The following is a 12,659-nucleotide window of genomic DNA, read 5'->3' as shown; positions in this document are numbered from 1 at the left end:
CGCCCCGCGGGGGAGTTCAGGCGGCCTGGTCCTCGCGGAGCCGGCGGCGGCGCCGGACCAGCGCGTAGCAGGAGCCCGCCAGTGCCACCAGGACGGCCGAAACCGTCAGGAGCCAGGCGGGGATGCCGGGCCCCACGGTGAGCAGTTCGTTGTGGTAGACCGCCCGGCGGTACGGGGTGTCCTTCGCGGTGGCGCGCAGTTCGTGGTCGGCGTCGATGCGGCCCGGCTCCGGGAACTCCTGGTCGATCGCGGTCAGGAACACCGGCTTGCCGCCCGCCAGTTCGGCGATCGGTCCGTCCGTCGGGTGCACGCTGCCCGCGAAGGTCACCTTCGGCCTGGAGCCGCCGATCGGGGAGGCGGGCTCCATGCGGTGGTCGGCCAGCACGTACAGGCCGAGTGACTGGGGTGTCTTCGCCATCCGGGAGAGCCGCATCGGGTAGACCAGCCGGTCGCTGTCGAAGCGGATCTTCAGCGGGTCGAGCTCGCCGCGCAGCGCCTTGCCCTGTTGGCGGGGGGCGAGCCGTACCGCCACGTACTCCCAGTGCTGGTCGACGTACGGCTGGACCTCGGCGGCGAGCCGGTCGGGGAGCTTGAAGCCGTTGGTCTCCAGCCAGGTCTTCAGGGCGTTCGGGTCGGTGGCGGTGAGCCGGGCGACGTCGAAGTCGCCGAGCTGTTCGCGGCCGACGACACCGACGGCCGCGTCGCCGGCGCCCGGGGGTGCGGCGCCGGCGAGGTCGCCCCGGCCGGAGGAGAAGGGCCAGTCGCGGTCGCGGGGCCAGAAGTAGTACCGGGCCTTGGACTCGGGCCGGGTCAGGTCCCGCAGTTCGCCGAACATGTCCCCGTCGCCGAGCTCCACCGTGGCCCGCCCGGGCACCGGCATGATCCAGGCGGCCCGCTGGGCGTCACCGCGGACGGTGAACCGCATGACGATCTGCTCGGTCCGGCCGTCCCAGCGCACGACGGAGGTCTCCCGGTCGACGCCGATCCGGGACTGGCCGTCGGGAACCATGGCCCCGCATCCGCACGCGTACGCGGGGTTGACGAGGGCGCCGAGCTGGGTCACGAGCAGCGCGAGGAGCAAGGCCGGAATTCTTCGTTTCATCCACACGGGGTCTCAGACGAAGGCCCTGGTGATCCGGTTCCGACCCCCCTCGCAGAGCGGTGCGCCCTGGGCTCATACTGTGCCCCATGAGGGGGAGCGAGAAGCGGCAGCATGCTCTGCTGCGCCAGGGCGCCGTGCCGCGCAGTCCACTGGTTCCGGACGCGGTGGAGGCGGAGATCGCCCGGCACGACTGGGAGTCGACGGAGTGCGGCTGCGGCCGTTCGGCGGGCCATCTGGTGGCGGCCGTACGGGACGCCGCCGAGGGACATCCGGCCGCGTTCCACGCGCTGGAGGGCCATGTCTTCTTCGCGGAGAACCTCAAACCGCCCGCTCCGGCGGTGTGCGCCGTGCTGATGGCCGTGTGGTCCGCGCGGCCGCCGCGGCAGGCGACCCGCGAGGCGCTGCTGTGGACGCTGCTGGCCCTGCTGTGCACGGTGGACGACGGCGGCACCCACGAGGCCGGGCTGCACGGTCAGTGCGTGGCCTTCATCCGTACGGGCACCGCCGGCTTCCGCCGCGAACTCGCCGCGGCTCCCGGCTCGGGACCCGCCGCCTACGCGGAGGGCATCCTGGAGATCCTCGGCCTGCCGGCTTCCTAGCGGGTGCCTTGTCTCCAGGTCAGAGCGCTACGGGTGCCGTCTGGCAGGGGTGGTGCGGAGGCTGGGAGGAGATGTGGCCCGGCGTGAGCGGGCGTCCTGCGGACCTTGAGGAGACCGCATGAAGGGCACAACGCATGCAGGCATGGCCAGGACCTCGACCCTCTGGCTCGCGACGGGCGCCGTGACCTGCGGCCTGTTGCTGGCCGCGGGCCCCGGCGCCGCGGCGCAGCAGCCGGCCGGTCTGCGGGCCCCCGCCCCGCCCTGCACCAGCACACAGCTCGCCGCGGACGCGCAGCAGATCCGCGGCAGCCAGGTGCGGGTCACCGTGACCAACGAAGGCCCGGAGGCGTGTTCCCTGAAGGGGTTCCCCACGGTGGCCCTCGCCGGTCAGGGTTCGCCGGACCGCAACAAGCCCCTGAACGTGGTCCCCCAGGGCCAGGCACGCGCGGTGGAGCTGCCCGTGGGCGGCCGGGCCTGGACCCAGCTGACCTTCACCCCGGTGCTCGGTGAGGCCGACGGGTACTGTGCCTCCGGCGCCGAGCTGACCGTCGCGCCCTCGATCGTGGTGGGCGTGGGTGGCGGCGGACTCCAGGTCTCGCCCGACGGCGGCGGGGAGTTCGCGCTCTGCGGCACCACGGTGCGCGCCACGGCCTTCCGCGCTGCCAACTCCTGAGGACCGGTTGGCTGCCGGTTGGCTGCGCCGCTCGGGCGGGGGCAGGGGGTGGCCGGTTGTGCCGGCGTCGGGCGCCGGTGGGCTGCGCCGCTTGGGCGGGGTCGGGTGGGGGCCGGTTGGGACGGGGGCGGGCGCGCAAATTCAGCCTCGCCGGCGTTTGAGGCGCGGGGTCCGGGGCGGAGCCCCGGCAGCGGCGCCGCACCGGCTCCCCCGGAACGGCGCACCGGCGACCGCTGATCGACTTTCGTCACGGCTGTCACATCCCACCCCCGGCCCGGGTCAGAGGGGTATGACTGCCAAGAAGATCGTCCTCGCCCTCCCGCTGGCCGCCGCGCTCATGGCCGTGACCGCCACCGCTCCCGTCTCCGCCGCGCACCACGGCCCCTGGCACAGCGCCTGGGGAACCTCGCCGCAGGCGCCCGCCACCACCCCCTGGTTCCCCAACTGGTCCGAGGCGGGCTTCGCGAACGAGTCCGTGCGCCAGGTCGTCCGCGTCGGCGCCGAGGGGTCCGAACTGCGCGTCCGGCTCACCAACGCCTACGGCAAGACCCCGCTGCGGCTCACCGGCGCGACCGTCGCCAGGACCGCCGGGGGCGCCACCGTCCGGCCGGAGTCGCTCCGTACGCTCCGCTTCGAGGGGGCGCAGTCCGTCACGGTCCCGGCCGGCGGGCAGCTCTCCAGCGATCCGGTGACCCTTCCCGTGCAGGCCTTCGAACAGCTCACCGTCACCTTCTACTTCGCGGGTCCGACCGGCCCGGCCACCTTCCACAACGTCGCCATGTCCCTGTCCTACAAGGCCGGCGGGGACCACCGGCGCGACGCGGCGGCGGACGCCTTCGCCGCCGCGCAGCCGAGCTTCTCCTGGTACCACCTGGCCGGCGTCGACGTGAAGAACACCCGTCCGGGCGGCCCCGGGAAGGCGGTCGTCGCCTTCGGTGACTCCCTCACCGACGGTTTCGGGGCGACCCCCGGGGCGGACCGCCGCTATCCCGACGAGCTCGCCAAGCGGCTGGCCGCCGAGGGCCGTTCACGGCCGGTGCTCAACGCCGGCATCGGCGGGAACAGGGTGCTGAACGACTCGGCGTGCTTCGGTGACAGCGCCCTCGACCGGTTCCGGCGGGACGCTCTCGGCCGCCCGGACGTGGGCACCGTCATCCTCTTGGAGGGCACCAACGACATCGTCCTGCCGGACTCCCCCACCCCCGGCCCGTGCACCCTTCCCGGGCCCAGGGTCACCGCCGACGAGATCATCGCCGGATACCGGCAACTCGTCCGTGAGGCCCACGCCCACGGTGTCAAGGTCATCGGCGCCACCATCCCGCCCTTCCACGGCTCGGACTACTGGACCGAGCGCGGCGAAGACGTGCGTACGGCCGTCAACACCTGGATCCGCACCGGCGGCGCCTACGACGGGGTGGTGGACTTCGACCGTGTACTGGCCGCCCCCGCCGACCCCGAGCGCCCCAAGGAGGTCAAGATCAAGGACGAGTACGCCTACGCCGCCGACCACCTCCACATGAACGACGCCGGGTACAAGGCGATGGCCGACGCCGTGGACCTCGACGCGCTCTGATCCCCCCTCCCGGCCCCCGCCCCCCGGCCCGCGGCAAGTGGTTCGTCACTTCCCCGGCCCGGGGGTCGTTAGGGCCTGGGGGTTGATCCGGGGGACGAAGGGATGACGGTATGCGGCAGTTTCCTCTGGAAATGCACCACGTGGCGCCCGGCCGGGTGGTCGAGTGGCGGCTCCGGTCCACGGCGGCGGAGGCCGGCGGCACGGACGATCCGGCGGGCAGGAAGGCGTCCTTCAACCAGGACAAGCACTTCACCGTCGCCGAGGAGAGCCGGGCGGCCGACGACCCGGTCGCGTCCTGGGTCGCGGTCACCTTCGAGGTGACGGGCCCTCTCGACGAGGAGGCCCTGGCGCAGTCCCTGCTCTCCTTCGTCCGGCGGCACGAGGTGCTGCGGTGTGCCTTCCGCCGGCTTGCCGGCGAGCTGGCCTGCGAGCCCTTCGATCCCGCCGGACTCGTCCTCGACCCCCTGGACGTGGGCACCTTCGAGACCGCCGAACTGCTGAACGGATTCCTCGTCGAACGGTTCCAGCAGAGCATCGACACCCTCGCCTGGCCGCTGTTCATCATGGGCGCGGTGATCCGCGAGGACTCCGCGACGGTCTACCTCACCTTCGACCACATCGTCTGCGACGGCATGTCGATGCCGATCGTCGCCCGTGAGGTGATGACCACGTACGAGGGCCTGTGCCGCGGCGAGGACGTCGAACTGCCGCCCGCCCCCAGCTACCTCGACTTCGCCGACGAGCAGCGCCGTCGCTACCTGTCGATCGACGCCCGCGACGAACGCCTGGACTACTGGAAGTCCTTCATGGGCCGGGCCGGCGAGTTCTTCCCCCGCTTCCCGCTCGACCTGGGCGTCGAGCCCGACCGGATGTACCCGATCGTCAACGAGGCTTCCCTGCTGCTGGACGCCGGCGAGGCCGAGGTCTTCGAGAAGACCTGCCTGACGGTGGACGGCAAGCCCTTCATGGGTGTGCTCGCCTCCGTCGCCGTGTGTCTGCGCGAGGCCGGCGGGCCGGGCGTCTACCGGGGCCTCATGCCGGTCAGCGAGCGCGGCCGGGACACCTGGACGAACTCGGTGGGCTGGTTCGTCAACACCATGCCCATCGAGTTCGACGCCTCCCCCGGCCGCGACTTCGCCCAGGTCATGGCCTCGGTGCGGGCCGGCTTCACCGAGATGATCGGCCACGTCGACGTGCCGTTCGTGCGGGCGTGGGAGCTGCTGGCGCCCGAGGAGTTCGCCGCCCGCTCCTGGCCGCATCCGGTGAACTTCTTCTCGTACATCGACATGCGCAGGTGCCCGGGCGCCGAGCGCCACGAGGAGTGGCGGCCCACCACCCACGTGTGGTCGGCGCGCGCCAACGGGGCCTGCTCGTGGTTCCAGCGGGACACGGACGGGCTGCACATGAACTCCCTCTACGTCGACACCCCGGCGGCCCGCCGGACCATGGGCGACTTCCAGGAGGCGCTGCGCCGCACCCTCCAGGAGATCGTCCGCTCCGGCGGCTTCCGCCGGCCCATCGCGCTGACGCCGCCGCGGCGGCCGGTGGGCACCCCGCTGGACGTGGCCGCGCACGCCCGGCGCCGCTGACCCCGGGGCCGGGGGTCGTCGTCCCGTGCTCAGAGACGGGCAGCGCGCCGCAGGAGCAGACTGCGCTCCTGCGCGTTGCGCGTGAGCGAGGCCGCGCGCTCGAACTCCGCGCGGGCCTCCTGCGGCCGGCCGAGCCGCTCCAGCAGGTCGCCCCGTACGGACGGCAGCAAGTGGTAGGCGCGCAGGGCCGGTTCCTCCGCCAGGGCGTCGACCAGCGGCAGGGCCGCCCGCGGCCCCTCGGCCATCGAGACCGCGACGGCCCGGTTGAGCTCCACCACCGGCGAGGGGACCAGCCGGACGAGGCGGCCGTAGAGCGCGGTGATCCGCGGCCAGTCCGTGTCCTCGTAGCGGACGGCTGCGGCGTGGCAGCCGGCGATGGCGGCCTGCACGGAGTAGGGGCCGTTCCCGGCGCGGCCGAGGGCCCGGACACCGCGGGCGATGAGCAGGCGGCTCCACCGGGCCCGGTTCTGGTCGGCGAGCAGCACCGGTTCCCCGTCGGGGCCGGTGCGGGTGGCGGTCCGGGACGCCTGGAACTCCAGCAGCGCGGCGAGGCCGTGCACCTCGGGTTCCCGGGGCATCAGGCCCTCAAGGACGCGGGCCAGGCGTAGCGCGTCCTCGCAGAGGGCGGGACGCAGGAGATCGTCCCCGGCGGTGGCCGAGTAGCCCTCGTTGAAGATCAGGTAGATGACCTCCAGGACCGAGGAGAGCCGTGCCTCTCGGTCGGCTCCGTACGGGACCTCGAAGGGGACCCCGGCCTTGGCGAGGGCCCGCTTCGCCCGGACGATCCGCTGGGCGACGGCGGGTTCGGTGGCCAAGAAGGCGCGGGCGATCTCCTGGGTCGTCAGCCCGCCCATCAGGCGCAGGGTGAGGGCGATCCGGGCCTCGGTGGCCAGGACGGGGTGGCAGGCGGTGAAGATCAGGCGCAGCAGGTCGTCGTCGATGTCGTCGGGGTCCGCCGGTTCGGCCGGCGGCGGCACGTCCTCCAGGGTGCGGCCCACCTCGGCGAGCTTGCGCGCGTAGGTCTCCTTGCGGCGGACGAGGTCGATGGCGCGGTGCTTGGCGGTGGCCGTGAGCCAGGCGCCCGGCCGGTCCGGGACGCCGGACTCCGGCCACTGTTCGAGCGCCGCGACCAGGGCGTCCTGGGCGATCTCCTCGGCGATGCCGACGTCCCGCACGATCCGGGCGACGCCGGCGATGATCCGCGCGGACTCGATCCTGAACACCGCTTCGACCGCCTGGGCCGCACTCACTGCCGTCACGGCCACCCATCAGAGCAGCCGTGACGAGCCAGGGCAAACGCGGCGCGAACGCCCCGGGATCACATCTCCTCGATCTCCCGGACCTCGGCGCCGACGTTCCACTCGGCCGGGTGGATCTCGAGGAACCGCTTGGTCCACTCCAGGGCCTCGGCCTTGTCCTTGCACTGGATCAGGGAGTAGCCGCCGACGACCTCCTTGGTCTCGGTGAAGGGGCCGTCGGTGTAGCTGATCTTCCCGCCGGACCAGTTGACCCGGGTCCCCTCGGGGGTGCGGAGCAGCCCGGCCGTGTCGAGCATGACCCCGGCCTTGGTGATCTCCTCCATGTAGGCGCCCATCTTCTGCAGGAACTCGGGCGGGAACTCGGTGTCGGTGGTGAGCTCCTGCTCATTGATGCGGATCAGCGTCAGGAAGCGCGGCATGGTGACTCCTCGGTCGGGAGGGCGGGGACTGTCCCCGCCTCTCACCCCTGCGTCGAACGGGAGACGCCCCGATCGACAGCTCCCGGGAAATTCTTCGAAGATTTTCCGGGGACGGCCACCGCGACGTCAGCGACTGTCACCCGTCCAGTCCCAGTGGCCCGGGTCCCCGGCGCGGCGGCGGTAGTGAGCGCGGCCGCCCGCTCCGTACCGTCCTATCTCCGTGGGGAGCCGGGCCTCCTCGGCGAGCTGGGGCGCGGTCCAGCCCGTGATGTCCAGGAGCAGCCCGTCGAGCGGCCCGCCGACCAGTTCGCCGTATGTGTGGTCGGGGCGCGGGCCGGGGTCGGGGTCCTCGTGGTCGGCGCCGTAGACCCGGCGCCGGAGCATCCTGTCGTCCATGCCGATCAGCTTCACAGGTGCCACTGACAATCCGGCGATGATGGGGGCCGCCTTCCGGATCGCGGGGGCGTACGAGCGAGGAGCGACACGCATGGCACGTCGGGTGCACCAGCCACTGGAGAACCAGGAGTTCGATTTCATCCTGTCGATGACGAGCGGGCCCGTTCTCGCCTACTTCTGCGGCAGCTGGCCGAAGGCCGTCGAGGCGTGCCGTGCGATGGACGCGGTGGTCGGCGAACTGACCGAGGAGTACGGCACGCGGTTCACCGCCGTCCGCGCCGACATGACGCGGTGCCCAGAGCCGACCCGGCGCTACGGGGTGACCGCGGCGCCGACCGCCGTGCTCATCAGGGACGGCGAGGCGGTCGCGAGCCAGGCGGGCCCGATGACGCGCGAGGAGTTCCGGGCGTTCCTGGACGCCAACCTCTGAGCCTGGGAGCAGGGCAACGGGGCACGGGGCACGGGCACGGGCACGACCATATTTCCTGTACAGTCGTCCAGGAAATAGCGTCCCCCTTCAGTCCCCCTTCAGCCCCCAGAAGTGGAGGCGGCCATGCACACGGTCGCTCAGATCCTGATCGGCCTCGTGGCCGCGCTGCACGTGTACTTCCTGGTCCTGGAGATGTTCCTGTGGCAGCGCCCGCCCGGCCGCGCGCTGTCCGGCTTCGACGCCGACACCGCCCGCCTCACGGCGCCGCTCGCCGCCAACCAGGGCCTCTACAACGGCTTCCTGGCCGCCGGTCTGATCTGGTCGCTCGTCATCGACTCGCTGGCCACGCAGGTGTTCTTCCTCGTCTGCGTGATCGTCGCCGGGGTGTACGGGGCCGCGACCGCCAACCGCCGGATCCTCGTCGCGCAGGCCCTGCCCGGCGCCCTCGCCTTCGGCGCGGCGCTGCTGGCCGCGTGAGCCCGGCGGGCGCCCGCGCACCGGACCCGCGCACGGCCCGGACGAAGGCGCGGCTGAGGGAGGGCCTGCTCGCGGAGTGCGCCGCCACACCGCTCGCGGAGGTCAGCGTCGCGGCGGTGGTCCGCCGGGCCGGCGTCGGCCGGGCCACGTTCTACCTGCACTACGAGGACCTCACCGCGCTCGCCGTGGACGCCTGCGCCGATGTGGTGCACGCCGCAGTGGACGCCCTGCACGCCTGGCAGACCGGTCCGGCGGCGCCGCCCCCGGCGCGGCCGCCCGCCGAACTGGCCGGATTCCTGGCCGGGGCGGCCGAGCGGGGGCCGCTCTACCGCACCCTGCTCCTCCCGGGCGGCGGCGGCCCGCTCGGCGACCGCCTCCACCGGGAGCTGCGGGAACGCGCCCGCGCCGAGCGCGCGGCCGCGGGAGCCCCGCACCCGGACCTGGTCGCCTCGGCGGTGGCCGCCGCCTTCACCGGCGTACTCGCGGACTGGCTGCACGGCGCCGTCCCCGCCGATCCGCCCGCCCTGGCGGACCACCTGTGGCGCCTGCTCCTGGCCCTCCACCGGGCGGGGTAGCGGCCCGGTTCGGGCCCCGGACGTGCGAGAGCCCCGCCGGGGACCGGCGGGGCTCGGCTCACGGGCCGGGCCCGTGAAGCGGCACTACGAGAGGGGGACCACCTGCTCTGCCTGCGGGCCCTTGGGGCCCTGGGTGACGTCGTACTCGACCTTCTGGTTCTCCTCCAGCGACTTGAAGCCGGTGGTCGCGATGGCGGAGAAATGCACGAACACGTCCGGGCCGCCGTCGTCCTGCTGGATGAACCCGAACCCCTTCTCCGAGTTGAACCACTTCACGATGCCTGTTGCCATCTGGCTGATCCTTCTCAACGTTCCACTGCGGGCCGCATATGCGGCCGTCTCGATCCTGCCCAACGGTCCCCTACAGCACACGCTGAACGCGGCCAACCGTGGCGCGGCGCGCATTCGAACTTCCTGTCGACTTGTCCGTGAAAAGGGGGAGCAGCTCCTTCCGGAGGCCTTACGGAAGCCTTCGAGAGGGGACGGACACGAGCGGGTTCGCGACATTCCGGGGGCCCGACCGGGTGACGGGGAGCCCGGTCCGGAGTACCGCGCTGCCAGGGAGGCCTACCTCGCGGGGGTGGGTGCGCTCGGCGAGCGGCTGCTGCGGCTGGTGGCGCTCGGGCTGGGCCCCGGCATCGGGTTGAGCCCCGGCCTTGGGCTTGGGTCCGGCCGGTGTCGACCGGCTCGCCGCGCTGACCCGCGGCGGCCGGCACCACATGCGGGTGCTGCGCTTCCCGGCCGCCTCGCGCACGACGGACGCGGCATCCGGCTGGTCGTCCGTGACCCCCGTACCGGGGGTGCTGACGGTGTTCCCCGGGGACATCCTGCAGTTCCTGACGGGCGGCGCGCCGCTGTCGACCCCGCACAAGGTGCGGCGCGGACCGGGAGCGCCACACGCTGGCCTCTTTCCACGAGCCGCGCTTCGACGCCATGGTCCGGCCGCTGCGGCCGGAGCCGGGGGGGGACGACAGGCGATCCACGACGGGGAGCACTTCACCCGCATGTTCATGCGCTGCTCTCCGCGGCGGGCAACGACACGGCGGATCGAGGCCGAGGGGCTGCTGCTGCGGCTCGGCGCGGTCCGCTGACCCTGCAGCCCAGGCAGTCGGCGTGCCCGGCGCGGGCGGTGGTGTCCCGGTTGCGCCAGTCCCAGTCGGCTTCCGGGCGGGGCCCGCTCGGCTTGCCCCAGCCGGCGAGGTGCAGCAGCCAGGTGACGATCCCGGCCGCGGCGACGACGCCGAGGCCGAGCCAGATCCCGGGGGTCCAGGACGCGCACACGGCGACGCCCGCTCCGGCGAAGCCCAGCAGGGCCAGGGTGGTACCGGTCCAGCCGGCCACCGTGTGGCCGAGATCGACGTGGCCGTGCGCGCTCATGGTTCTCCCTGGTCGGACCGTCGGCAGTAGGCTCGGAGAGAGGAATCATTTATCTCACGAGCTAAGTTACTTAGATGCTAAGGAGTATCGGCGTGGAGGGCAAGCCCCGCCCCGCGGCCACGGCCGCGGAGGCGATGTCGCGCATGGACCAGTACGTCGCCCTGGGCATCGTCGGCCAGCAGGAGGTGGCACAGCGGCTCGGGCTCAACGTCACCGACCTGACCTGCCTGGGACACATCCTGGGAGCCGGGGACACCCCGCTGGCCGCAGGTGACCTCGCCGAGCTGGTGGACCTCACCACCGGCGCCGTCACCGGGGTCCTCAACCGCCTCGAACGCGCCGGATACGCCCGGCGCCGGCCGGACCCCACCGACCGGCGCCGGGTACGGGTGGTGGCCGAGCCCGAGGCCGCCGCCCGGGTCGTCGCGGTCTACCAGCCGTTCTACGACCGGCTCGGCGCCCTGTTCGCCGACTACACCCCCGACGAGGTCGCCGTCATCGCCGACTGGTTCGAACGGGCCGCGGTCGAGGTCCGCGCCCACTGCGCCCAGGTGCGCTCCGGAGAGCTGGACACCGAGGAGGCTTAGGGCCCGCTGGTACCATGGGCGGTTGACCAACTTCTTCTCATCTGCTTATTGCTTCGAAAGGCCCTGCATGAGGAACCCGTCAGTTCACGGACGCTTCGGTGTGAAGGGCGGTGCCCGGCCCGGAGCCAAGTCCGGCGGCAAGACCCCCCGGAGCATCGGGCCGCAGGGCGAGTTCACGATGCACGAGCCGAAGGTGCCGGGGCTGGCGCCGGTGGAGTCGTTCTCGGAGCTCGACCTGCCCCTTGAGCTGGTGACGACCATGGCCTCCCTGGAGGTCACGGAGCCGTTCCCCATCCAGGCGGCGACGCTGCCGAACGCACTGGCCGGGCGGGACGTCCTCGGCCGCGCCCGGACCGGCTCCGGCAAGACCCTCGCCTTCGGCCTGGCGCTGCTGGCGCGTACGGCGGGACAGCAGGCGGACCCGAAGCGCCCGCTGGCGCTGGTCCTCGTACCGACGCGCGAGCTGGCGCAGCAGGTGACCGAGGCACTGGAGCCGTACGCGGCGGCCCTGAAGCTGCGGATGGCCACCGTCGTCGGCGGGCTGTCCATCGGGCGGCAGGTGAGCGCCCTGCGCACCGGTGTCGAGGTCGTGGTGGCCACCCCGGGGCGGCTCAGCGACCTGGTCGGACGTCGGGACGTGCACCTGGAGCGCGTGAAGATCGCCGTGCTCGACGAGGCCGACCAGATGTGCGACATGGGCTTCATGCCGCAGGTCACCGAGATCCTGGACCAGGTGCACCACGCGGGGCAGCGGATGCTGTTCTCGGCGACCCTGGACCGCAATGTGGACCAGCTGGTCCGCCGGTACCTGAAGGACCCGGTCTCGCACTCCGTCGACCCGCAGGCGGGCGCGGTGACCACGATGGACCACCACGTGCTGCACATCCACGCGGCCGACAAGATCTCGGCAGCGACCGAGATCGCGGCCCGGGACAACCGGGTGCTGATGTTCCTCGACACCAAGCACGGCGTCGACCAGTTCGTGAAGCACCTGCGGGCCATGGGCGTACGCGCGGAGGGGCTGCACAGCGGCAAGTCGCAGCCGCAGCGCACCCGGACCCTGGCCCAGTTCAAGACCGGGGAACTCACCGTCCTGGTCGCGACCAACGTCGCCGCGCGCGGCATCCACATCGACGACCTCGACCTCGTGGTCAACGTGGACCCGCCCGCCGACCACAAGGACTACCTGCACCGGGGCGGCCGCACCGCCCGCGCGGGCGAGACCGGCCGGGTCGTCACCCTCGTCACCCCGAACCAGCGCCGTGACATCGTCCGGCTGATGGCCGACGCCCGGATCCGGCCGACGATCACGCAGGTCCGCTCCGGTGAGGCGGCGCTGAGCCGGATCACCGGCGCCAAGACCGCCCCCGGGGTGCCGCTGGCCGGCTCCGCGCCGACCGACGCCAAGGGCCGGCCCTCGGGCTCGGACCTCGGCTTCCGCGGCATCGGCACCCGGCCGGGCCGACCGGGGAAGGGCAAGGAATCCCGCAAGACGGTGGAAGCTCGCCAGCAGGCCGAGGCTCGGCGCGCGGCGCGGGTCCGCCGGGGTATCTGACGGGCGCGGCGCCCGCCGGGGCATCTGACGGGCCGGGCCGCGGCGCCC

The 12,659-nt window shown here is 72.9% G+C and carries 15 protein-coding genes; 9 read left to right on the top strand and 6 right to left on the bottom strand.

The window, feature by feature from the left end; all coding sequences use genetic code 11:
* Positions 1–16 precede the first annotated feature (16 nt).
* Entirely contained in the window at positions 17–1,102 is a 1,086-nt protein-coding gene (locus tag IF88_RS0121620) for a DUF2330 domain-containing protein (protein WP_030714787.1), read from the bottom strand.
* Between the two features lie 86 nt (positions 1,103–1,188).
* On the opposite strand from IF88_RS0121620, the gene IF88_RS0121615 reads away from it, so the two are divergent.
* The 4 genes from IF88_RS0121615 (at position 1,189) to IF88_RS0121600 (ending at position 5,536) form a co-directional block, all read left to right on the top strand.
* The gene (locus IF88_RS0121615) at positions 1,189–1,701 is read left to right on the top strand and encodes a hypothetical protein (RefSeq protein WP_158754494.1); all 513 of its coding nucleotides are present in this window, start codon (positions 1,189–1,191) and stop codon (positions 1,699–1,701) included.
* A gap of 118 nt (positions 1,702–1,819) precedes the next feature.
* The gene (locus IF88_RS40620; protein ID WP_107050587.1) at positions 1,820–2,374 is read left to right on the top strand and encodes a DUF4232 domain-containing protein; all 555 of its coding nucleotides are present in this window, start codon (positions 1,820–1,822) and stop codon (positions 2,372–2,374) included.
* Positions 2,375–2,663: 289 nt separating this feature from the next.
* Positions 2,664–3,947: an SGNH/GDSL hydrolase family protein gene (locus IF88_RS0121605; RefSeq protein ID WP_030714782.1), complete on the top strand. Its 1,284-nt coding sequence runs from the start codon at positions 2,664–2,666 to the stop codon at positions 3,945–3,947.
* A gap of 110 nt (positions 3,948–4,057) precedes the next feature.
* A complete protein-coding gene (locus IF88_RS0121600) occupies positions 4,058–5,536 on the top strand; it encodes a condensation domain-containing protein (RefSeq protein WP_051837268.1) in 1,479 nt (492 codons plus the stop codon).
* 29 nt (positions 5,537–5,565) lie between these two features.
* Here IF88_RS0121600 and IF88_RS0121595 read toward each other — a convergent pair whose 3' ends face one another.
* The 3 genes from IF88_RS0121595 to IF88_RS0121585 all read right to left on the bottom strand — a co-directional run bounded on the left by IF88_RS0121595 (position 5,566) and on the right by IF88_RS0121585 (position 7,610).
* Positions 5,566–6,786, bottom strand: a complete 1,221-nt coding sequence (locus IF88_RS0121595) for an RNA polymerase sigma factor (RefSeq protein WP_030714777.1) — start codon at positions 6,784–6,786, stop codon at positions 5,566–5,568.
* Between the two features lie 68 nt (positions 6,787–6,854).
* On the bottom strand, positions 6,855–7,214 hold the full coding sequence (locus IF88_RS0121590; RefSeq protein WP_030714774.1) for a YciI family protein: 360 nt from the start codon (positions 7,212–7,214) through the stop codon (positions 6,855–6,857).
* A 126-nt stretch (positions 7,215–7,340) separates the two neighbouring features.
* Complete coding sequence (locus IF88_RS0121585) at positions 7,341–7,610, bottom strand: hypothetical protein (RefSeq protein ID WP_030714771.1); 270 nt, start codon at positions 7,608–7,610, stop codon at positions 7,341–7,343.
* A gap of 91 nt (positions 7,611–7,701) precedes the next feature.
* On the opposite strand from IF88_RS0121585, the gene IF88_RS0121580 reads away from it, so the two are divergent.
* The 3 genes from IF88_RS0121580 to IF88_RS0121570 all read left to right on the top strand — a co-directional run bounded on the left by IF88_RS0121580 (position 7,702) and on the right by IF88_RS0121570 (position 9,092).
* Positions 7,702–8,040 carry a thioredoxin family protein gene (locus IF88_RS0121580; RefSeq protein WP_030714768.1) on the top strand — a complete coding sequence of 113 codons (339 nt, stop codon included), beginning with the start codon at positions 7,702–7,704 and terminating at the stop codon, positions 8,038–8,040.
* Between the two features lie 123 nt (positions 8,041–8,163).
* On the top strand, positions 8,164–8,517 hold the full coding sequence (locus IF88_RS0121575) for a DUF1304 domain-containing protein (RefSeq protein ID WP_030714764.1): 354 nt from the start codon (positions 8,164–8,166) through the stop codon (positions 8,515–8,517).
* Positions 8,514–9,092: a TetR/AcrR family transcriptional regulator gene (locus IF88_RS0121570; RefSeq protein ID WP_030714761.1), complete on the top strand. Its 579-nt coding sequence runs from the start codon at positions 8,514–8,516 to the stop codon at positions 9,090–9,092. The genes IF88_RS0121575 and IF88_RS0121570 overlap by 4 nt, the downstream gene beginning before the upstream one ends.
* A gap of 84 nt (positions 9,093–9,176) precedes the next feature.
* On the opposite strand, the gene IF88_RS0121565 is transcribed toward IF88_RS0121570, so the two are convergent.
* Both IF88_RS0121565 and IF88_RS0121555 read right to left on the bottom strand, forming a co-directional pair.
* Positions 9,177–9,383, bottom strand: coding sequence for a cold-shock protein (locus tag IF88_RS0121565; protein WP_030714758.1), 207 nt, complete (start codon positions 9,381–9,383; stop codon positions 9,177–9,179).
* Positions 9,384–10,100: 717 nt separating this feature from the next.
* A complete protein-coding gene (locus IF88_RS0121555; protein ID WP_030714752.1) occupies positions 10,101–10,469 on the bottom strand; it encodes an HGxxPAAW family protein in 369 nt (122 codons plus the stop codon).
* 92 nt (positions 10,470–10,561) lie between these two features.
* On the opposite strand from IF88_RS0121555, the gene IF88_RS0121550 reads away from it, so the two are divergent.
* Both IF88_RS0121550 and IF88_RS0121545 read left to right on the top strand, forming a co-directional pair.
* Positions 10,562–11,056, top strand: coding sequence for a MarR family winged helix-turn-helix transcriptional regulator (locus tag IF88_RS0121550; RefSeq protein WP_030714749.1), 495 nt, complete (start codon positions 10,562–10,564; stop codon positions 11,054–11,056).
* A 178-nt stretch (positions 11,057–11,234) separates the two neighbouring features.
* Positions 11,235–12,611: a DEAD/DEAH box helicase gene (locus IF88_RS0121545; protein WP_051837303.1), complete on the top strand. Its 1,377-nt coding sequence runs from the start codon at positions 11,235–11,237 to the stop codon at positions 12,609–12,611.
* The last annotated feature ends 48 nt before the right edge of the window (positions 12,612–12,659 follow it).

It is taken from the genome of Streptomyces sp. NRRL F-2580, assembly GCF_000720115.1.
In the GTDB taxonomy this organism is placed as follows: domain Bacteria; phylum Actinomycetota; class Actinomycetes; order Streptomycetales; family Streptomycetaceae; genus Streptomyces.
The sequence above is the reverse complement of the archived record's forward strand: the minus strand, read 5'-3'. Positions and strand labels throughout refer to the sequence as shown.